The 21,150-nt window shown below is 40.3% G+C and carries 21 protein-coding genes and 1 other RNA gene; 4 read left to right on the top strand and 18 right to left on the bottom strand.

Features of this window, described 5'->3' with window-relative positions; genetic code table 11:
* A complete protein-coding gene (locus tag EZJ28_RS05670; RefSeq protein ID WP_131395798.1) occupies window positions 1-1,863 on the bottom strand; it encodes a DNA polymerase III subunit gamma/tau in 1,863 nt (620 codons plus the stop codon).
* Window positions 1,864-1,976: 113 nt separating this feature from the next.
* Between EZJ28_RS05670 and rnpB the strand changes: the two genes are divergently transcribed.
* Window positions 1,977-2,309: RNase P RNA component class A (rnpB, locus tag EZJ28_RS05665), an RNA gene on the top strand.
* Here the strand turns inward: rnpB and EZJ28_RS05660 are convergent.
* Genes EZJ28_RS05660 through EZJ28_RS05640 form a run of 5 tightly spaced genes read right to left on the bottom strand, consistent with a single transcriptional unit; the run spans window position 2,307 to window position 5,513 of the window.
* Complete coding sequence (locus tag EZJ28_RS05660; protein WP_242670077.1) at window positions 2,307-3,107, bottom strand: glycoside hydrolase family 16 protein; 801 nt, start codon at window positions 3,105-3,107, stop codon at window positions 2,307-2,309. The genes rnpB and EZJ28_RS05660 overlap by 3 nt on opposite strands.
* A 34-nt stretch (window positions 3,108-3,141) precedes the next feature.
* A complete protein-coding gene (locus EZJ28_RS05655) occupies window positions 3,142-3,513 on the bottom strand; it encodes an STAS/SEC14 domain-containing protein (protein WP_131395794.1) in 372 nt (123 codons plus the stop codon).
* Window positions 3,514-3,524: 11 nt separating this feature from the next.
* Window positions 3,525-4,058: an RsmD family RNA methyltransferase gene (locus tag EZJ28_RS05650; RefSeq protein ID WP_131395792.1), complete on the bottom strand. Its 534-nt coding sequence runs from the start codon at window positions 4,056-4,058 to the stop codon at window positions 3,525-3,527.
* Window positions 4,058-4,876, bottom strand: a complete 819-nt coding sequence (locus tag EZJ28_RS05645; protein ID WP_131395790.1) for a DUF3822 family protein — start codon at window positions 4,874-4,876, stop codon at window positions 4,058-4,060. Before EZJ28_RS05645 ends, EZJ28_RS05650 begins: the two co-directional genes overlap by 1 nt.
* Window positions 4,860-5,513: a hypothetical protein gene (locus EZJ28_RS05640; RefSeq protein ID WP_131395788.1), complete on the bottom strand. Its 654-nt coding sequence runs from the start codon at window positions 5,511-5,513 to the stop codon at window positions 4,860-4,862. Before EZJ28_RS05640 ends, EZJ28_RS05645 begins: the two co-directional genes overlap by 17 nt.
* Before the next feature lie 124 nt (window positions 5,514-5,637).
* Here EZJ28_RS05640 and EZJ28_RS05635 point away from each other — a divergent pair, with 124 nt between their 5' ends.
* Both EZJ28_RS05635 and kdsB read left to right on the top strand, forming a co-directional pair.
* On the top strand, window positions 5,638-7,074 hold the full coding sequence (locus EZJ28_RS05635) for an ATP-dependent RecD-like DNA helicase (RefSeq protein ID WP_131395843.1): 1,437 nt from the start codon (window positions 5,638-5,640) through the stop codon (window positions 7,072-7,074).
* A 23-nt stretch (window positions 7,075-7,097) separates the two neighbouring features.
* Window positions 7,098-7,844: a 3-deoxy-manno-octulosonate cytidylyltransferase gene (kdsB, locus tag EZJ28_RS05630; RefSeq protein WP_131395786.1), complete on the top strand. Its 747-nt coding sequence runs from the start codon at window positions 7,098-7,100 to the stop codon at window positions 7,842-7,844.
* Here kdsB and EZJ28_RS05625 read toward each other — a convergent pair.
* From EZJ28_RS05625 to EZJ28_RS05615, 3 genes are read right to left on the bottom strand one after another with little or no spacing between them, the layout of a single operon-like run.
* Complete coding sequence (locus EZJ28_RS05625) at window positions 7,841-9,148, bottom strand: deoxyribodipyrimidine photo-lyase (RefSeq protein ID WP_131395784.1); 1,308 nt, start codon at window positions 9,146-9,148, stop codon at window positions 7,841-7,843. The genes kdsB and EZJ28_RS05625 overlap by 4 nt on opposite strands.
* Window position 9,149: 1 nt before the next feature.
* On the bottom strand, window positions 9,150-9,848 hold the full coding sequence (locus tag EZJ28_RS05620) for an SDR family NAD(P)-dependent oxidoreductase (RefSeq protein ID WP_131395782.1): 699 nt from the start codon (window positions 9,846-9,848) through the stop codon (window positions 9,150-9,152).
* Window positions 9,849-9,852: 4 nt separating this feature from the next.
* On the bottom strand, window positions 9,853-10,356 hold the full coding sequence (locus EZJ28_RS05615) for an SRPBCC family protein (RefSeq protein WP_131395780.1): 504 nt from the start codon (window positions 10,354-10,356) through the stop codon (window positions 9,853-9,855).
* A 149-nt stretch (window positions 10,357-10,505) separates the two neighbouring features.
* Between EZJ28_RS05615 and EZJ28_RS05610 the strand changes: the two genes are divergently transcribed.
* Complete coding sequence (locus tag EZJ28_RS05610) at window positions 10,506-11,351, top strand: DUF2911 domain-containing protein (RefSeq protein WP_131395778.1); 846 nt, start codon at window positions 10,506-10,508, stop codon at window positions 11,349-11,351.
* A gap of 157 nt (window positions 11,352-11,508) precedes the next feature.
* On the opposite strand, the gene EZJ28_RS05605 is transcribed toward EZJ28_RS05610, so the two are convergent.
* From EZJ28_RS05605 to EZJ28_RS05565, 9 genes are all read right to left on the bottom strand, one after another.
* A complete protein-coding gene (locus EZJ28_RS05605) occupies window positions 11,509-12,480 on the bottom strand; it encodes a Gfo/Idh/MocA family protein (protein WP_131395776.1) in 972 nt (323 codons plus the stop codon).
* The gene (locus tag EZJ28_RS05600; RefSeq protein WP_131395774.1) at window positions 12,477-14,180 is read right to left on the bottom strand and encodes a sodium:solute symporter; all 1,704 of its coding nucleotides are present in this window, start codon (window positions 14,178-14,180) and stop codon (window positions 12,477-12,479) included. Before EZJ28_RS05600 ends, EZJ28_RS05605 begins: the two co-directional genes overlap by 4 nt.
* Before the next feature lie 108 nt (window positions 14,181-14,288).
* Window positions 14,289-16,778 carry a PIG-L family deacetylase gene (locus EZJ28_RS05595; RefSeq protein ID WP_131395772.1) on the bottom strand — a complete coding sequence of 830 codons (2,490 nt, stop codon included), beginning with the start codon at window positions 16,776-16,778 and terminating at the stop codon, window positions 14,289-14,291.
* Window positions 16,779-16,852: 74 nt separating this feature from the next.
* Window positions 16,853-17,392, bottom strand: a complete 540-nt coding sequence (locus tag EZJ28_RS05590) for a mechanosensitive ion channel domain-containing protein (RefSeq protein WP_131395770.1) — start codon at window positions 17,390-17,392, stop codon at window positions 16,853-16,855.
* Window positions 17,392-18,279, bottom strand: a complete 888-nt coding sequence (locus tag EZJ28_RS05585) for a septum formation inhibitor Maf (RefSeq protein ID WP_131395768.1) — start codon at window positions 18,277-18,279, stop codon at window positions 17,392-17,394. The genes EZJ28_RS05590 and EZJ28_RS05585 overlap by 1 nt, the downstream gene beginning before the upstream one ends.
* A 25-nt stretch (window positions 18,280-18,304) precedes the next feature.
* Window positions 18,305-18,895 (bottom strand): Maf-like protein, encoded by a 591-nt coding sequence (locus EZJ28_RS05580; protein ID WP_131395766.1) that lies wholly within the window; start codon window positions 18,893-18,895, stop codon window positions 18,305-18,307.
* A gap of 2 nt (window positions 18,896-18,897) precedes the next feature.
* Entirely contained in the window at window positions 18,898-19,812 is a 915-nt protein-coding gene (locus EZJ28_RS05575; RefSeq protein ID WP_131395764.1) for a geranylgeranylglycerol-phosphate geranylgeranyltransferase, read from the bottom strand.
* A 3-nt stretch (window positions 19,813-19,815) separates the two neighbouring features.
* The gene (locus EZJ28_RS05570; protein WP_131395762.1) at window positions 19,816-20,328 is read right to left on the bottom strand and encodes an HAD family hydrolase; all 513 of its coding nucleotides are present in this window, start codon (window positions 20,326-20,328) and stop codon (window positions 19,816-19,818) included.
* Window positions 20,312-21,115 (bottom strand): Rossmann-like and DUF2520 domain-containing protein, encoded by an 804-nt coding sequence (locus tag EZJ28_RS05565; RefSeq protein WP_242670075.1) that lies wholly within the window; start codon window positions 21,113-21,115, stop codon window positions 20,312-20,314. The genes EZJ28_RS05570 and EZJ28_RS05565 overlap by 17 nt, the downstream gene beginning before the upstream one ends.
* Between the last annotated feature and the right edge of the window lie 35 nt (window positions 21,116-21,150).

The following is a 21,150-nucleotide window of genomic DNA, read 5'->3' as shown; positions in this document are numbered from 1 at the left end:
CTAAACATCTAAATCAAAAGTTGCTCTTAAATTGTCTATTAATGGATTAGCTTCCTTTAGTTTCTCATATTTTTCCTGAGGTGTAAAGGCGTATTTTCTTGAAGTGGCCTCATCAACTTTTATTTTAAGTACAATATGAGTGTTCCTTAACTTCTTCTTCATATATCCCATCAATCTGTTTTCTTCCCTTTCGAGGTCAAGTTTCATGGTCTCGTTAGGAAAGATAAGATGGATCTGCTTATCTTTTAGAACCGGGGTTTGAGATTCAAGAATAGAAGCCAGGATCTTTTCTCCCTTTTTCTTTAGTCTTTCGGTATAATTTTTCCATTCCCGTATCATATCTTCCTCGCTGAAGCTTTCATCCATGACCTCTTCTGTAGGCATCATGGCTCTTTGCTTTTCGGCGAGCTCTTTTTTCTTCGTGATACTTTTTAATGAAAGACCCGATACCTTTTCTCTTTTTGGAAGCTTGTCTTTGGGGTTTTCCTCATGTGTAGGGGTTTCCTTTATCGGCTCCGGCTGCGGAATGGTATCATTTTCTACAGAATTTATTTCCGTATTTTCAATCCTTTCTGAAGATGGAGTAGTTGAAGCCGGACTGCTTTCCGAATAATATTCTTCATCCTCGGTGGAAGCACAATTTTCACTGGCCACCTTATTTGCAGGAAGATTTACTTCTTCAGACGGGGAGGAGGTGTCGTGTTCGTTTTCCTGAACGATCTCTTTTTTATCTTTGGAAATACTTACCGCTTCTTTTTCAAAATTTGAAGCAGAGATTATCTTGGATTCAGGCTTTTTTTTTTCGGAATCAAATCCAATAGATGCCAGCTGCATCAGGCACAACTCTACAAGTAGGCGTTGGTTGTGACTGCTCTTATATTTGAGGTCGCATGAATTCGCTAGTTCAATAGCCTGAAGTAAAAAATGGTGTGATGTCTTTTGTGACTGCTCAAAATATTTCGCTTTAGTTTGTTCCCCAACCTCCAGCAGATCTATTGTTTTTTGGTCTTTACATACCAGAAGATCTCTGAAATGAGAGGCAAGACCAGCTATAAAATGATGACCGTCAAAACCACTGGATAGAATGTCATTGTAGGTTACCAAAAGCTGCGGAATATTGTTGTCCAGAATCAGATCGGTTACCTGCATATAGGTGTCATAATCCAGAACATTCAGGTTTTCGGTAACCGCCTGTCTTGTAAGGTTGTTTCCGCTAAAGCTTACCACACGATCATAGATGGAAAGGGCATCCCTCATGGCGCCGTCTGCTTTTTGGGCAATGATATGCAGGGCATCCTCTTCTGCGTTCACTCCTTCCTGTTCGGCAATATAGGCCAGATAATTCCTGGCGTCCGTAACAGTGATTCTCTTAAAATCAAAGATCTGGCAACGTGAAAGTATAGTAGGGATGATCTTGTGCTTTTCGGTAGTCGCGAGTATAAAGATCGCATGTTTTGGAGGCTCTTCCAGGGTCTTCAGAAAGGCATTGAAGGCAGCCTGGGATAGCATATGCACCTCATCTATAATATAGACCTTGTAACTGCCCACTTGTGGAGGAATTCTTACCTGGTCTATTAATTCCCTGATTTGATCCACACCGTTATTAGATGCTGCATCCAGTTCAAAAATATTGAAGGCGAAATCTTCCTCGGGATCAGGTGTTTCCTTTTGATTGATCATTTTGGCAAGTATACGCGCGCAGGTGGTTTTACCTACACCACGCGGACCCGTAAAAAGCAGGGCCTGGGCCAGGTGATTGTTTTTAATGGCATTTGCCAGGGTATTGGTGATGGCCTGCTGGCCTACCACATCCATAAAGGTTTGTGGTCTGTATTTTCTTGCTGATACTACAAAATGCTCCATCCAAAAGAATTGAACTACAAATATAAAAATCACAAACCTAAAGTCCAGTCAAGCAGGGCTTATTTATGAACAAATACCGGAAGAAATCAACATAAAATGCCTTACATTTGTGCCAAGCAGGCCGCCTTATCGCTCCGACATTTCCTGATGTTATCAGGATCGGGGAGGAAAGTCCGGACACCATAGGGTAGCATAGTGGGTAACACCCACCGTCCGCCCCCGGCGGGCAGGACCAGTGCAACAGAAAGAATGTACAGGTTAAGCTGTAGTGAAATCAGGTAAACTCTATGCGGTGCAATGCCATGTATACCGGCATTTAAGGGTTACCCGCCCGTTGCCGGAGGGTAGGCAGCTAAAAATTGATGGTAACATTAATTTCAGATAAATGATAAGGGGCCCGATCAGTTATCGGGTTACAGAATCCGGCTTACAGGCCTGCTTTTTTATTCTTCGATCTTTTTATATACCCTCACATAGTCTATGACGAACTTCTGGGGAAAGACCTCAGGATCTACATCTCCCGCCCAGTTTCCTCCCAGGGCAAGATTTAATATAAGATAAAATGGTTTTCGGAAAGGGTTGTTCTTTTCTCCTGCTTCATCAATCTTAAAACTGTGGAAAACCGAATTATCAATAAGGAAATCTATTTTTTCCGGTGTCCAGTTCAGAGAATAAATGTGGAAGTTCTCATAGGGAGAATTCAGAGTTTTTGTGCCACCGTTGGATTTGATCTCTTTTCGTTTGTTCCCGGGAAAATGAACGGTTGAATGGATTTCATTAGGAGTTTTTCCAACATATTCCATTATATCTATTTCCCCGGCCAGAGGATATTCAATTTGATCAAAATTCGCCCCCAGCATCCAGATGGCCGGCCATATGCCTTCTCCCTGAGGAAGCTTAGCCCTTACTTCAACCCGTCCATATCTGAACTCAAACTTATCTTTTGTATTGATGCTTCCAGAAGTATATTCTGCATAAGCAGTATTGATTCTATAATTCCGGACAGTGGGATCGAAGCGGCTGTTCCTGTATTTTTCTTTTCGGGCAATGATCTCCAGCTTTCCATTTCTTATCCGAACGTTCTTTTTCCTGCTGGTATATATCTGCTCTTCCAGGTTTCTTATAAATCCGGTTTCGTAATTCCACTTTTCCGGATCTGGTTTACCGTTATATTCAAAATTGTCAGCCCATACAAGTTTATAACTCTGGGAATTCATAGTAAGAGGAACTAAAAATAAAACCAAAAGAAGTTTTATAAAGTGAAAGGAACAGGGAAATTTAGATGGCATTTTTCACCCATAATTTTGCCTCTTCAAGATTTACAAATACCTTAAAAGGTAGATGAGCGAACTTACTTTCAAAAATTGCAGTAGAAAGTGTTTGGGGTTTTCCGGTTACTATTGCAATTCCCTTTAAAGCTTTGTAATCATTTAGGAGGGAATACATAAGAGGATTTACATTGTAATTATTTTTCCTTATAGAAATGTAGATGTGGGGTTTATCTCCGAAGAACTTTTTGCATTCATTTAAAAGAGCATTAATTTCTTCAAGTTCTATAACTGATCCTTCTTTTATACTTGATATTACATGATCCTTATAAAATGAAAGATTAACAAAACCCAGTTCTACCTGTTTTTGGCTGGCACTCATATACTCAATATTTATTCGAAAAAACTGAACACACAGCCACCATATTTTCGGCTTTCCCTAAACCCTTCCAGGTCAGAAAGATCAGTGTGTTTGGAATGCTCTATAATGAGTACTCCATCGTTTTCTAATATAGCATTTTCAAAAACAAGCTGGACTATCCTTGCAAAATTTTCTTTTTCCAGGTTATATGGAGGATCGGCAAATACAATATCTGCAGTTGCCGGTGCTTTCTCCAAATATTTAAAGACATCACTTTTAATGGTCGTGATAGGAAATTCAAGCTCGGCAGAAGTCTTCTTGATGAATTTCACACAGTCGTAATTGGCATCTATCGCTGTGAGTTTCTCTGCGCCTCGTGCGGCAAACTCATAAGATATATTGCCAGTGCCCGAAAAAAGGTCTAAAACCTTAAGTTCGGGAAAATGGTAGTAATTATTCAGAATATTGAAGAGCGCTTCCTTAGCAACATCCGTAGTAGGTCTCACAGGTAATTTGGCAGGGGCAGTTATTCGCCTCCCCTTATGCTTTCCCGAAATTATGCGCATTATAAGGATTTTAATAGAACGTACTCCGAAAGTTCCTTATCAGGTCTGTTTTCAGATTCAAAATTAAAAGTATGGAATGGGCCCGGAAATGAAATATTCCTGATATAATCCCAGGCCATTTTATATTCTTTAGATTCCTTAGAGATATCACCTAAAAGCACCAGTTCAAAATCGTTAGGATCAAGGTTTAATTGCTCTGCGGTAAAAAGGAGATAATACAAAAAGTCCTCTTTGGTCTCATACTCAAAGCTATTGGCAAATATGAGCTTCCCGTTCTCCAGAATTACCAGTTCATAAGAAGAAAGGTGGGAGTGAAGATAGACCTTTGTACGCTCATCTTTGGTTTCAACGGCAAGGAGGCTTTCAATCAGTACACTTAAACTGTGCATATATTCAAATTCTCCGTATTTGTCAAAAAAGTAGTTTGTTATATTGGTGTAAGGGATATAGACATTCACTATTCCCTGTTTTAAATGATCAAAAGCTATAAAGTCTGTCTTCAGGATCTTGGTGTTGAACTTCAGGTAATCTGAAGCCTTGTTCTCGTCAAACAAATGTTCGGGCACCAGGCAAAAAAGAGAATTGGAATATAGCAGGATAACTTCATCCACCGCAGTATTTAAAACCTCTTCCTTTTCATAAGTAAGTTCAATTTGCGCGAGGAGCTTTACAGGATCCAGTTGTTTTTCAAAATCTATCTTTTTATAATAGATAATCTTTTTTTCTGTTTGATCCAGAATACAAAAAGAAAGTCCATTCAGGCTAACCTGAATGGACAGTTTTTTATAAGAGGTATTTTCCTTATTCGTTGTCACCATAAACTTTTGGCCAGTTACCGCTGGTATTGACCTCGGTCATAGAACCTACACTAATATATCTACCGTTTACATCATCAACCGACTGGATTTCATTCTCCTGAAGAACAAGAGTTCTGTCCTGATCGTGAAGCACTTTTGCTTTAGCGATCTTTACTTCAAAAACCGGAATATTGTTCTCACCTTTTTTTATGGTACCTGCCTCGAGGTCAAACTTGGCGTCTACACCTTCAATTGGAACATTCATCATATTCTGATATCTCTGGGTATTTCCCTGAAATAAAGAGTCCTTTACAGAAACGAAACCAAGAGTATCGGTCACTACGCTTTCAATATACTGGTCTACACCGTACGTCTTTTTGTATTCTTCATCAAGATATGTAGTGTCGCGACGTTGAGTAATAGCAAATTCGGCGGTATCCAGGAATTTAACCAGACTGTCCCAATCACCCTGAAACCTGCCAGTTACTTCTTTATGCGCTAACTCGGCAGATCTAATATCCTTGAGGTTCTTAATAACTTTAGCGTATCTTTTTTCCTTTACCTTGTTGAACTGGATTGGTTCGTAAACTGCGTTAAAAGTAAGATAAGCCAGGAAGATAATTACTGCCCAAAGAAGTATCTGTATTACAAATCTCATGTTTCTAAGTTTATGTTTTAATTTGAAGGTTATAGGTTACCCGACAAATCTACAACTTTTTTTTATTCGGAAAAGTTTCTGTCATAAAAATCCATTCTTATCTTTGAGATTTTATGCACTTTCTATGGAAAAATTCACCCCGGATTCTTTCTTTCAACTCTTAGTTAACGACCTGGGTTTTCCGCCTACGAGTAAACAGGATATAGCTCTTCAGATGCTATCAGAATTCGTTGTTAATGGGGGGGATAACCGTCTGTTTTTACTTAAAGGTTTTGCGGGGACGGGAAAGACCACCATAATAAGTGCATTGGTTAAGAACCTCTGGAAAATAAGGAAATCTGGTGTTCTGCTGGCACCAACCGGACGTGCTGCCAAGGTGATCTCTAGCTATTCCGGCAAAGAGGCTTTTACCATACATAAGAAGATATATTTCCCAAAGAAATCAGGGGGTGGAGGAGTACAGTTTACACTTCAGCCAAACAAACATAAGAACAGTATCTTTATTGTTGATGAAGCATCAATGATTTCAGATGACGGTGGGAATTCTAAATTGTTCGAGAACGGTTCGCTCCTGGATGATCTTATTGAGTTCGTTTACTCCGGTCATCACTGCCAGCTTATTCTAATAGGTGATACCGCACAGTTACCTCCTGTGAAAATGGAAATAAGTCCGGCGCTCGAGGAACAGAAATTAGGTGTTAATTACAACAAGGAGGTTTCCTTTATCGAACTGGACGAGGTTGTACGGCAAAGCGAGGAAAGTGATATTTTGCATAATGCCACACTTATAAGGGAGAGCCTTCAGGAAGAATTCTATGAAAGCTTTAAATTCGAACTTTCCCAAAATGCCGATGTGGTAAGACTGGTAGATGGTTACGAGATCATGGATGCCATACAGGATTCTTACAGTTCTCATGGTCATGAGGATACAAGCATCATAGTACGTTCCAACAAACGGGCGAACATGTATAACCAGCAGATACGCTCCCGTATACTTTTCCAGGAAGAAGAACTTTCTGCTGGCGATTATCTTATGGTGGTGAAGAATAATTATTTCTGGATAAAACCCAGTAGTGAGGCAGGTTTTATTGCAAATGGTGATATCATAAAAGTTTTGGAGATCTTTGGCTTCAAGGAATTATATGGATTTCGCTTCGCCGAAGTTAAAGTGCAAATGGTAGATTATCCAAAAATGAGACCTTTTGAAACAGTGATCATGCTGGACACTCTTTCCAGTAATGCTCCATCCTTAACATATGAAGAATCCAATAAACTTTATGAGGAAGTAAAGAAGGATTATGCGAATGAAAGGTCCAAATACAAGCAGTTCCTGCAGATCAAGAACAATAAATACTTCAACGCACTCCAGATAAAGTTCTCATATGCGATCACCTGTCATAAGTCTCAGGGTGGGCAGTGGAGTACCGTATTTATAGAGCAGCCTTATTTACCAAATGGGGTGGGCAGGGAATATCTAAGATGGTTGTATACTGCTGTGACCAGGGCCCAGGATAAATTATACCTTATTGGGTTTAGCGATGATTTTTTCGCAACCAACTAATTCTTATTTTTACCTAAAAATTGATGACATTACCAGTTAAAAATCAAATAATAGCAATGATCCCCGCCCGGTATGAAGCTTCAAGGTTTCCGGGTAAACTTATGAAGGATCTGCATGGCAAACCTGTAATTCTTCGTACTTACGAGGCAGCTGTGAATACAGGACTGTTTGACGAGGTTTATGTGGTGACCGATAGTGATAAGATATTCGATGCGGTACTGAATAACGGCGGACAGGTTATAAGAAGCCAGAAGGAACATGAATGCGGGAGCGACCGGATAGCTGAGGCTGTCGAGGGAATGGATGTTGATATAGTGCTCAATGTTCAGGGAGACGAACCTTTTATTGATAAGAAGAGTCTTGAGAAATTACTTCAGGTATTTGAACAGGATGGAGCAGAGGAAATTGACCTGGCGAGCCTCAAAACACCTCTGACTGAAAGTGATGAGATCACCAATCCGAATAATGTAAAGGTGATTACCGATAATAAAGATTTTGCACTTTATTTTTCAAGATTTCCAATTCCTTACCCCAGGGATACATCGGCCAGGGTCACCTATTTTAAACATATCGGGATCTATGCATTTAGAAAATCTGCTTTGATGGACTTTTACAGGCTTCCCATGCTGCAACTCGAAGCTGCTGAAAAGATCGAATGTATCAGATACCTTGAATATGGTAAAAAGATAAAAATGGTAGAGACCGGCGTAAAAAGTATCGGGATAGATACTCCGGAAGATCTTGAAAAGGCCCTTAAGCTTTTCAATTAATTACTTACAGCTTCTTTATAGATCCTTAAGGCTCTTTCGCGCGCCTTTTTATGATCTACCATTTTTTCGGGGTAGTCTTCGCTACCGTATTCCGGAACCCATTCCCTGATGTATTCTTCATTTTTATCAAATTTCTCTATCTGAGTGGTAGGATTAAATATTCTGAAGTAGGGTGCGGCATCAACACCGCTGCCAGCTACCCATTGCCAGTTCCCAACATTGGAAGACATTTCATAATCCAGCAGTTTTTCAGCAAAATAAGCTTCTCCCCAGCGCCAGTCAATTAAGAGGTGTTTACAGAGAAAGGAACCTACCAGCATTCGAACCCGGTTATGCATAAAGCCAGACTTATTTAGTTGTCTCATCCCCGCATCCACAAGCGGGTAACCTGTTTTTCCCTCTTTCCATTTTTCGAACTCCTCCGCATTGTTGCGCCATTTTATGCGATCGTATTTTTTTCTGAAAGCATCAGTCACGGTTTCAGGGTAATGATAAAGGATCTGCATAAAGAATTCTCGCCATACCAGTTCTTCCAGAAAAGTTTTATTCTGTATTTTATCAGCTTCACGAACTGCCTGCCTTATACTTACAGTCCCAAACCGGAGATGCGGGCCTATTCTGGAGGTACCCTGTATAGCGGGATAATCCCTTGTTTTTTTATAGTCTTTTATAAGTCCCGGACTAAGCTGGTAATCTGGTACCTCTAATGATGATCTTTTAAAGCCAATATCGCTAAGGCTTAGGTTTGGCAGGCGTGTGTGTATAATAAGATTATCAATATAACGGGAAGTATAGTGAAAGGTCAGCTCTGAATTCTTGAATTTATCCATCCAGGTATTTTTGAATGGAGTATAGACCACATATGGATCACCGTCCTGTTTCACAACTTCATCTTTTTCAAATATCACCTGGTCTTTAAAATCCAGGAATTCTATCTCATTTTCTTTTAGAAGATTTTTGACCTTTTCGTCCCTCTCCCTGGCATAAGGTTCATAATCCCTATTGGTAAAGACCTTTTTAATAGAATAATCTTTCAGCAGGTTTATAAATACTTTTTCAGGTTTTCCGTAGAATATTGCCAGGGAACTGTCATTCTCATCCTGAAGATTTTTACGCATCTGCTGAATAGTATCGTAAATAAAGGTTACTCTGGCGTCATCTTCAGGAAGTTTATCCAGTATCTCTTCATCGAATATGAAAATGGGCAAAACAGGAAGCTCATCCTGAAGGGCTGCCTTAAAGCCGGCATTGTCATCCAGTCGCAGATCCCTTCTAAACCAAAAGATGTTTACTTCCTTATTCATTCTAATTGATATTTAATGTAGAGAGTCCGCCATCCATTCCAAGAACCTGTCCCGTCATCCAGCTGCTTTCCTCGTTGAGGAGATAGGCCGCCAGTGCCGCAATATCACCGGGAGTTCCGATTCTTTTAAGTGGATGCCTGGAATCCATCTTCTTTTTCTTTTCATCGCTGGACAGGAGTTTTTTAGCAAGTGGAGTATCAGTTAGAGAAGGTGCGATCACATTCACCCTGAAGGAGGGAGCATATTCTGCTGCTAGTGACCTGGCAAATCCTTCAACGGCTCCTTTTGCGGCTGCCACACCGGTATGGAATGGCATACCTGTCTTTACCGCTACGGTACTGAAGAATACAAGGCTGGCTTGCTCAGCATTCTTAAGTTTACTCAATACTCCGTTGAGTGTTCTTACCAGACCGAAAAAATTAAGGTTCATTTCTTTCTCAAAATGTGAAGGCTTAAGCATTTTGAACGGTTTCAGATCGATACTGCCAGGACAATATACAAAACCGTGTAAAGTGTCAGGTAATTCCAAGCTCTGAATATCATCTTCCAGTACATCGAATTTGAAATGCCTAATGTTTTCTGATTCTGTTTCAATTTTATTTCGGGAAGCTATCAGGATATTATTTTCGCTTGCCATTCGCTCAGCGATCTCTTTTCCTATTCCGGTGGAACCACCTATCAATAAAATATTCTTTTTCATACTATCAATTTAAGATATCCTGTTTCAGGCTCATTTTTTTATTTTCTTGATATTCACCGAATAACTCAATAAGCTTCTTTCTTCTGTATTCAAAGATCTCCTCCAGTTTTGGCTTTACAAGAACTGGATGGGCTAATTGCCCTATCCAGCCGAAAGGAAGTTTATAATCAATAATATCTTCCATTTCTACGCCTTCTTTTATCGGTTTAATAAAATGTTTGTGATGCCACAGGCTATAAGGCCCAAATCGCTGTTCGTCTACAAAATATTCCCTGTCCTTTACGTGTGTGATCTCGGTGACCCATTTTGTTCTTATACCAGCTACAGGAGTAACCACATACTGTATGATCTGTCCGGGAAACATCGGCCTCTCTGAACCCGAAAGTATATCGAATCCCATATAATCTGGAGTAATGCTCTTTAGATTAGCCGGATTGGATAAAAAGTTCCATGCTTCCTCTACACTGATTGGTATTTTCTGGGTACGGTGAAGTGTATAGAGTTTCATTTTTATTCTTTGGTATAAAATTATAGCTCAATTTGTTTAAAATAAAATTTATATAGTTAAACAAAATATAAATTAAATCAGTGTCGTGATTTTGAACTTCTTCTTATATTTACTCACACACTATTTATTTTAACTAAACCATTACCAAAATGAAAAGAATTTTATCAGGCTTGTTTTTTATTTGTTGTGCTGTAATGTCAGCCCAGATCCAGGCTCCGGCTCCCAGCCCTTTAGGGAAGATTGAACAAAAGGTAGGGCTTACCGATGTAAGCATAGAATACTCCAGACCCGGAGTGAAAGGCCGCGAGGTCTTTGGGGATCTTGTTCCTTATGGTAAAACGTGGAGAACCGGCGCAAATATGAACACCACAATCACCTTCAGCGATGATGTAATGATTGATGGAAAAGAACTTAAAAAGGGTTCTTATGCGATTTACACTATTCCTAACGAGGATTCCTGGGAAGTGATGTTCTATACATCAACCAATAATCCCGGACTACCTCAGGAGTGGGATGAAAAGAAGGTTGCCTTAAAGGCTAATGCAAGCGTGGAGGAACTGCCTCTGGAAGTTGAAACCTTTACCATCTTTATAAATGAAATAAAGAATGATTCTGCTGAGATCCAGTTTGTCTGGGAAGATACAATGGCTAGTTTACCATTTACTGTTCCAACTGATGAAAAGACCATGGCCAGCATTGAAAGAGTGATGAACGGTCCTACAGCTAATGATTATTTTGCAGCTGCCTCTTATTATCATGCAGAAGGGAAAGATCTGGAAAAGGCCCATGAATGGATCAGTATGGCCGTGGAAAAAGCAGGTGATCAGGCGTTCTGGATATTAAGAGAGAAGTCCTTGATCGAAGCTGATATGGGAAAAAAGAAGGAAGCAATCGCAACTGCAAAAAGATCTCTGGCTTCGGCTCAAAAAGCGAATAATGCCGCTTATGTAAAAATGAATAAGGAATCTATTGCCGAGTGGGAGGAGAATAACTAATTCTGTTCTTTAAATTTAATAAAAGGTTTTCCAGAATCCATGTCATTCTGAACTTGTTTGACTTCGTCGAATCATAGATTTCAGGATATCAAAAGAGAAGTTGAAATGTCCCGATAGCTACCGGGACAGCTTGACGGAGAGGGTTCTGGGAAACCTTTTAATATTTTAAACCGATCTCGTGCCTTACCGCATCCAGCAGTTCCATTAAATCCAGGGTATTCTCCGGAGTCCACTTACGGCTTTCAGATTTTCCTTCCAAAAGCATATGCGTTACATGAGTCGCTTCAAAATCGTAACCGTTGGTTTTAACACCAAAGTCCTTTGTTTCTTCTTTTCCTTCTAAGATAATGCTCACCGATGTTGGTTCGTGAAACCGTGAGTTAAGCCTGATTATGCCTTTTTCAAGTTCAATTTCAGCGATAGTGGGAGTCTTTTCCCGGAAGGATGAATGCAAGCTGGCCTTAACCTCCTCAGGATATAAGAACTTCATTTCGCATTCCCAATCCACTCCGGTCTCGGCGAACTGTGCAGATGCTTCGATCTTTTCGGGTTTTCCCAAAAGGGCATATGAGAGAAAAACGGGATAAATCCCAATGTCCAGGAGACTGCCACCTCCCAGGGCTTTGTTGAAAGTACGTTGGTTCCTGTCAAATTCAGCTTCAAACCCAAAATCAGCCTTTATAGATTTTACTTTTCCATATTTCCCGGAGTTTACTAATTCCTGTACATATTGAAAATGAGGTAAGAACATCGTCCAGAGGGCTTCCATTAGAAAGACATTTTTAGATCTGGCATGAGTTATCATCTGTTGAGCTTCTTCCCGGTTCATTGCGAAAGGTTTTTCACATAAAACTGCCTTTCCGTGGTCAAGACACTCCATGGTTATCTCATGATGGAGAGAGTGAGGGGTGGCTATATAGATCACATCAACATTTTCGTCTTTCATCAGCTGATCATACACACCGTAGGCGGCTTTAGCCTTATGCTCTTTAGAGAAATCTAACGCTTTATCTCTGTTCCTGCTAGCAACCCCGTATAATTCAGCATTTTGAACGGAAGCCAACGCTGTTGCAAACTTGTTGGCGATCTTTCCCAGTCCAATTATTCCCCAGTTTATATTTTCCTTCATGTCATTTCGATTTCAGTATTTCTACCGTTTATTAACTGGATAATAAGGGCGATGGAAATTACAAGTACACAGCCTAGTACGTTTAACCACAAATAGGGCATTATCTCCAGTTCAAATACTATCAGGATGATTATCTGAGTGATAATGGCCGCTACAAATACGGCATTACTTTTTACCATTTTAATAAAAAATGCCAGAAGAAAGATTCCAAGTACATTTCCGTAGAAAAGACTACCTATGATATTTACCAGCTGGATGAGATTATCAAAAAGGTCTGCCAGACTTGCAAAGGCTATAGCGATGACACCCCACATTAAGGTGAACCATTTGGAGGCAGCCAGATAATGTTCTTCACTTTTATTTTCTTTATGATGTCTCTTATAAAGATCAATAACTGTAGTAGAGGCAAGGGCATTAAGTTCTGATGCCGTTGAAGACATAGCTGCTGAAAGTATCACAGCCAGGAGCAGACCTACAAAGCCACGTGGAAGCGTAGTAAGGATGAAATGTATAAAGACATAATCCTTGTCATTGCTTTCCGCTTCCATGTCTGCAGCGTCAATGAACATCCGGGCCTCATTGCGAACTTCCTTTTGGGCTTTATCCAGTTCAGCATAGTTCTTCTCAAAACTGGCTATTTCCTGCTGACTCATCTCTGAATTGTTCTGAGCATACTGCAGACTGATATTTTGCTTCTTTTCCTGGATCTCTTCATTTTCCAACATCAGGTCTTCATATTGATTCGCGTACTGCGAATTTAGTACGGTCTCTGTCGCTGCGGGGTTAAAATTAAGAGGTGCGGTATTGAACTGGTAGAAGACAAAAACCATAACCCCAACAAGTAGAATAAAGAACTGCATGGGCACTTTTAACAATCCGTTGAAGATCATTCCCATCTGACTTTCTCTAACGGAACCGCCCGACAAATATCGCTGCACCTGGCTCTGGTCTGTCCCAAAGTAAGAGAGGGCAAGAAAGCTTCCGCCTATGAGTCCGCTCCATAAAGTATATCTGTTTTCCAGATCAAAAGAATAGTCCAGAATGTTCATTTTACCGCCTGTTCCGGCTATATCCAGAGCCTTACTAAAACTTACCGATTCGGGTAAATAACTCAGGATAATAAAAAAGGCTACCACCATTCCGGTAAAGATAACAGCCATCTGCTGTTTGTGAGTGACGCTCACAGCTTTGGTTCCACCGGAAACCGTGTAAATGATCACCAGGATCCCGATGATGACGGTGAGGTAGGTGAGGTTCCAGCCTAAGACCGCCGAGAGTACTATGGCCGGAGCGAAAATGGTTATACCTGCAGCCAGCCCCCGCTGAATAAGGAAAAGTATAGCCGTTAATGTTCTGGTTTTGCGATCAAATCTTGATTCAAGATATTCGTAGGCAGTATATACATTTAGTTTATGATATATGGGAATAAAGACCATGCATATGATAACCATAGCGATGGGTAAACCAAAATAGAATTGCACAAAGCCCATACCGTCGTGAAATGCCTGGCCCGGTGTGGATAGAAATGTTATCGCACTTGCCTGGGTTGCCATTACAGACAGGCCAATGGTCCACCATTTGGCATCCCGGCCACCACCTATATAGTCTTTTACGTTTTTACTTCCGCGGGATTTGTAAACCCCATACCATACTATAAAAACTATGGTTCCTACAAGTACTATCCAGTCTATAATTTGCATATCAGGCGAAATAATTCATTATTAAATAAAACACCAGAATATATATTGCGTTTGCGACAAGTACTACGGTATAACTTTTCTTCCAGTGGTATGAGTCAGGACTATCCATCATTTACCTATTGAGATTAGATTAGCGAAAAGGCGGAACGCGCCGGGAACGGCTTCAGGGAACTGCCTGAAGAAGCTTATTCCCGTATATATATAATAACCCTTTCCATATTGGGCCACCAGTAAACTTCCATTTTTTGGAGTTTCATTCTTATCATTCATGCTTAGGATAGGAGTGAAGTTATCATCCCAGCTTCCCGGAAAATATAGCCCTCGTTCCTGAACCCAGTTTTCAAAATCGGCTTTGGTGAGTTTATTAGGATTATTAAGCACAGGATGTTCAGGAGTGATAAACCTTATCTCCGCATTCTCGTCTGTCACCCTGTCTCTGGAAAGAGTAAGATTATATGGAGAAAGATCATCCACCAATAATCCGCGACTGGTATTATATTGAACGATCATGGTACCTCCCTGTTCTACGTAATCGAATAGTATTTGTTGCTTGAACTTCAGTTCTTCAACCGTATTATAAGCTCTTATTCCCAAGACTACCCCGTCAAATTTTTGTAAATAGGTTTCCGAAATCGCCGAAGGAGCTATTTTGGTAACCTCATAGCCAATCTGCTCCAGAGCTTCAGGTACTACATCCCCTGCGCCCTCGATATAAGCAATATTCTGACCTTTTTTTGTAATATCCAGTTTTACCAGTTTCAACCTTGCCGGTAATACCAGATTTTGATCAGGAAAATGTTCATAATCTATTTCAATAAGTTCCTGGTTGTAGCTATTTCCATTAAGACTGACGGAAGGAAGAAGTTTTGTTTCATTTTGTCCTCCCGGCGGTGTGATCTCGAAGAGCAGGTTAGCTTTTCCACCGGTCTGGGAAATGGAGAAATCGGTTTTTAAAGGTTCTACTTTCCAGCCATTTCCGGCCTTTAGATTTAGTGTGCCCCGGATATCTGGTTTATTGGCAGTAACCTGAATGGTGATTTCCTGTGGTTCATTATTATTGAATATGAGTACCTCGTCCAAAAATTTGATATCTACCGGAGGTACGATCTCAAAATTACTGTAGGTTTCTCCATATACCTCATCATTGAATTTATAGATGATAGGTTTTTCAAATGAAAGCGCAGTGCCATTGATCGAAATATGGAAAGTAGCGATTGTATTCAGTGGAGTTTCAGGCAGGCCTCTTAATTTCTGGTCTTTTACGGAATACATTCCCATACTCCCTTCTTCTTTTAGCCAGTAAGGACTGGTATAATCTGCATTTTCAGGAATAATAAAGGCCATATTGCCATCCCAGCCATGATTATTCTGAAGCCGTACCTGCGGATTGATCTTAGAATTGTTCGGAGTAAGTTCAACCGACTCCAGTGAAATTTCCGCACTACTACGGTTAATAGCCTCAAGCTGCACCTGCAGCTCATCGGAAGGGGTAGCGTGAGCTCTTCCCGCTACAGCTTCAAGATAAAGTCCCGATGCGGCATAGATGATATCTTTTATTTCTTCAGTCTTTATACTTCTCCAGTGATCATCTTCCAGTTTCTGAATAAGTTTGTATGCATCCAGAAGTCCTGGCAGACTGGCGGCCGGATCGCCAAAATCAAAATTATTTTCTACAGCTATTAAGATATTTCCAATTTCTTTCCCGCCTTTGATCCTTCCCCAGCTGGTATCTATACCGGCAAAAACATCTGAACTGTCAGAAAGCTGATTGCCTTTCAGAAACTCCAGATATTCCATCTGCGTGCCCCGACTTCCCGTACTCCCAAATCCCTGGGAGCGATGCTGACTACGGCTTAAAGAAGCGATCTCAGGATTGGAAAGTCCTTTAACCGGAAAATATACTCCGGTGTCAAAACTTACAAAATTGGATTTATCGGCCTCTTTAAAAGCTTCGTCCCCACCATAGAACCAGGGGGAAGTATTAAAGAATAAGCGTTTAGGCTTATAGGCTTCAACATATTCCAGCTGATTCTCATAATAATTCTCATTTCCTGCCAGGTCAAAAGCTTCTACGCTCAAAACTGCCGAAGAAGTATGGTGCCCATGAGTGCTACCCGGTGTGCGATGGTCAAAACGGTTGATGATAACATCTGGTCTGAATTTCCTTATTATCCATACCACATCGCCCAGTACTTCCTCTTTATTCCAGATATCAAGGGTTTCGGAAGGATTTTTGGAATAACCAAAATCATTGGCCCGTGTAAAGAACTGTTGGCCTCCATCTATGCGTCTAGCTGCCAGAAGTTCCTGGGTTCTTATAACCCCCAGTTGTTCCCGTAGTTCCGGTCCTATCAGGTTTTGTCCTCCATCACCACGTGTGAGAGAAAGATAGGCTGTTCGGGCGTGTTTCTCATTCGAAAAATATGATATGAGCCTGGTATTTTCATCATCGGGATGGGCAGCGATATAAAGCACAGAGCCCAGGAAGTTCAGTTTCTTGATATTGTGATATATATCAGAAGAGCTCCATTTTTCGGGAGCCTGGGCATTATTTATTGTGAAACTTAGAAGAAATAAAGCAAAAATTAATTTTCGCATTGACTAAGGGATTTTACCAAATATAAAAACTTTCCATTTGCGGCTGCGAATAATTTAGGCTTCTTTTGACTTTTTTAAAGCGCATCCTTGCCCTCATCATGTCTACGCTCCTGTTCAATTAAAGAAACGGCCTTCTGTAAGATAAGGTTATTTGGATAGGTGATGAGTTCTCCTTCACGGGTTCGTAAAAGTAAATGAAAAGCCCTGATATCTTCTATCATTGCTTCTACAGGAAGGTCCTTGTCATGTATCTTTATAGTGTCCCCGATCTTATACGGGAAGGAGAAGAACATGATGATCCCGGAAGTGATATTGCTAAGAATAGACCAGATAGCGAATAAAGCCACTCCAATCACTGCGAATACAGAAGAAAATACCAGTGAAAGCTCTGTATAGCCAACTCCCCATGCCAGAGAAAGCAGGAACGCGGCGATTAGAAAAATTAGGATATTAATGTACTTGAACATCAATCTTGTTCGGGTAATATTGATCTCACTTTTCTTGCCTACCTTATTGGCTGTTTTCTTAAGCAAGAATTGCATGATCATTAAAAATATAAGAACAGCAATGGTATATACCAGCTCATAGCGATATGTAGACAGGATCTCGTACATTAATTTAATTCCAGTTTTTCCCGTAAAGGTAGATTTTTATTTGAATTCTTATTCCAGTAATCGGTCTTTATGCTTTGTTTTTTTGTTGCCCTTGTTGTTAGGATTTTTTGGTTTTCACCAAAACCGGAAGTAGAGGATTCTTCCCATTTTTCTATGGTGTAAGGAAAGGTTCGGCTGAAATAGATCTTCAGGCTTCTTTTTAATTGTGGGTATTCCAGGCTGTAAATATTCAGGTCTTCATCTGTGTAATATTCTGCATATGCTTCATATGGCTTTACCGGTTGATGTCTTAACCTAAGATATTCAAAAGAAGGTATCATCTTAAATTCTCCCACGGGTAAATTTTCATGATCAAGCCTTAAACGAGTCCAAAGCTCATTCTCGAGATTTACTTTTTCGAGCTTTGTTTCCTGATCCGCTTCTCCCTGGAAATAGGAGTGACCTGTTATTTCAAATTTGTTTCGATTATTGAGCTGCATATAAACCTGTCCGCACCATTCCTGTACCGAAGCGCTTACCTTTAGAGCATGTTCTTTTCCGTTAAGCGGAAAAAATGTGCTTTCCATAATGCTGTATGGATAGATTCCTGTGAGGAACTTTTTGGTTGAGTTTAGTTTTAAGACCGAAATATTCTTATCGTTTTGAGCATTGGCCTTTACCTGTTCTTTTGGTAAAAAATCTTCGGTAACAAAAATAAGCACCGCTTCTCCATCTCTTATTTCACCATATCTTGCCTGTTTAAGATCATAGGAAGTGATCTCTGCTGTTCCGGAATACCAGTAATTCTTGAATTCTTCGGAGAGTTTAAATTCCCGGTCGGTAGACTGCTGTTCATCGCAGCCTATTAGAAATATTAGAAGTAGAAGGTATCCACAATACCGAATCATGATTTTTTTATTAAAGTTACAAATTTCAGGATTTCAGCATTTCTTTTAAAGTATTGTATACTTCGAATGTTGGAAGCCCCACCACGTTAAAATAACTTCCTTCGATCTTTTCGATCCCAATCAGACCTATCCACTCCTGTATGGCATAACCTCCAGCTTTGTCGAAGGGTTTATAATTGCTAACGTAATATTCGATTTCTTCCGGATCCAGTTCAGCAAAAAAAACACGGGTGGTATGGTTCAGGATCTTCTGATCCTTATTACTGGTGAAACAAACTGACGTAATCACATCATGCTCCTTCCCAGAGAGGGAGGTGATCATCTTTACGGCTTCATCATGATCTGCCGGTTTTCCCAGGGCAACCCCATCATTATACACAATAGTGTCACTGGTGATCAAAATTTGATTTTCCTTTAAATCATCAGTAAAGGCTTCTGCTTTCAACACTGCCAGATAATCTGTAATTTCTCCTTCCTTCAGTTTTTCGGGATATACCTCATCAACAGGTCTTACATCGATTAAAACCGGAATTTCAAGTTCTTCAAAGAACTTCTGCCGTCTTGGTGAACCCGAGGCAAGAACTATCTCATAATCTTTCAGTAAATCTTTCAGCATAATCAAAGCAATATGAATTGTAATAAACCAATTGAAATTAGCCCGAAGAATAAAATCCCTTTAAGTACAAAACTTAATCTTGAATATTCTTTTTTCTTTTCGGCTGTCCAGATATTTATCAGGAAAAACAACAATGGCCCGACTAGTAAAAGTAAGGTATAGATCACGGCCGGGGTATTTTCAAAAAGGTATTTGTAGGTATAGAAGATCAAAAAGCCCAGCGGCAGAAGGCCCAGGGCAAAAAGTATTTTATTGGTTCTGTTCTTACCCAGTACGATAGGCAGGGTTTTATATCCTGCATTATAATCTCCGTCAATATCTTCCTGGTCCTTTACAATTTCCCTTAATAGGTTGATCAGGAAGGCGAAAATGGAATAATCTATAAGGATCGAGAATATTACAGATTGCGTCTGCTGATTCTGATCTGTGATCGCCGGCAAAAGATCATAAAGGCCAACACCAACAGGTACAAGTCCTACTATAACACTCACAAGGATATTCCCTACCAGTATGGTTTGTTGAAATTGGGAATTGTAAAGATAAAGTATGGCGGAGCCAAAGATGAAAAAAGCTGAAAATCCTGGCTGACCTATCATGTTTGAAAGATAGAAACCCAGGCCTACACCAATGATATTTAAAATAAAGAACAGTCTGTAGGCATTTTTTTCAGATATCCGACTATTAACAATGGTCCTGTCTGGTTTGTTTTTAACATCAGCTTTTACATCAAATATATCGTTGATCACATATCCTGAAGCTGCGACACAAACCACTGCCAATACAAGTAAAGAAAACCCCAGTAGGTTTAGGGTCACGGCTACCCCGAAAGGCTCAAACAGTCCATATTTGATGAGGAACATGGTGAGCGCGATAAATACCAGGTTACCAGTTCTTATAAGTTTAAAGAAACTAAGCATGAACTATGGTTTTTCAATCCATTTTCCCTGCACCTTCATAACCTGTTCAATTACATCACGAACACATCCTTCACCTCCGTTCTTATGCGAAACATACAGGGAGATCTCTTTCACTTCGGGAACCGCATCGTGAGGGCAACAGGGCAGTCCTACCAGTTTCATTGGGTAGTAATCGGGAATATCATCTCCCATATAAAGAACTTCCTCGGGCTTTATCTGGTAAATATCAAAGAACTCATCCATTTGTTCCACCTTGTCATGTATGCCAAGATAGATATCCGTAATTCCCAGGTCCCGAAGGCGTTTTCTAACCCCTTCATTTTTGCCACCACTTATTATACAAACTGTATATCCGGCTTTTTGAGCCATCTTCATAGCATAACCGTCTTTGGTGTTCATGGTTCTGAGCAGTTCTCCGTGAGTGGAGATCTGGATGGTGCCATCGGTAAGTACTCCGTCTACATCAAAAACGAAGGTTTTTATCTGGTTCAGGTGTTCTTTATAGCTTTTTTCCATGCAATTTCTGTATAGATTGGGTTAAAATAGTATATATCTCTTTCTGATCTTCATCCAGCATTTCCAGATGAGCCGAAATGGTCTTCTCATCGTTTCTTAGAGCAGGGCCTGTTTGAGCAGAATATGGTGAAAGTGTCTCAATCTTTGCAGCCGTTTCTTTGATCAATGGCTGCAGGATCTTAAAGGGCAATTCGTTTTTTTCACAATAGTCAGCCGCTAGGGCATACAGATGATTGGTGAAATTATTCACGAAAACTGCCGAAAGATGCAAAGCCTTACGTTGGTCTGAGTTCACTTCAAAGATCTTTTCGCTTATTTTGGAAGCTATGTTCTTCAGGAAGACTAGCGTTTCCGAAGAGCTGGCCTCCAGGCAAAGAGGAACTTCTTTAAAATTCACCGGTTTTTCTTTCGAAAATGACTGTAAGGGATAGAAAACCCCGTGATTTTCAAATTTTGACAGCAGTGACATTGGCTGGCTACCTGAACAATGGACAAAAACGGCTTTATTATCTGATAGTTTTTCTGCCATTTCCGGAATAGCTTCGTCCTTTACTGCCAGAATATAAAGATCTGCTTTTTTAAGCTTTTCAAGCTCAGAACTTCTTTTTTCAGGTTCTTTCACGAAATTCAGGTTGGCTGGATTCCGATTATGGACCTGTACCACTTCCAGATCTTCTACAGCCGAAAACCTGTGATACAGGTGGCTGGCCACGTTTCCGGCCCCAATGATGATCACTTTTACCATGTGGCTAAAATACCAAAATTTTAATGCAGCTGAAATTAACATTCGTTAGGTTTAGATTGCATAGGTTATAAGTCTGA

It is taken from the genome of Gramella sp. KN1008 (genome assembly GCF_004332155.1).
In the GTDB taxonomy this organism is placed as follows: domain Bacteria; phylum Bacteroidota; class Bacteroidia; order Flavobacteriales; family Flavobacteriaceae; genus Christiangramia.
Note: the sequence above shows the minus strand (reverse complement) of the source record. Positions and strands in the feature narration are given on the sequence as shown.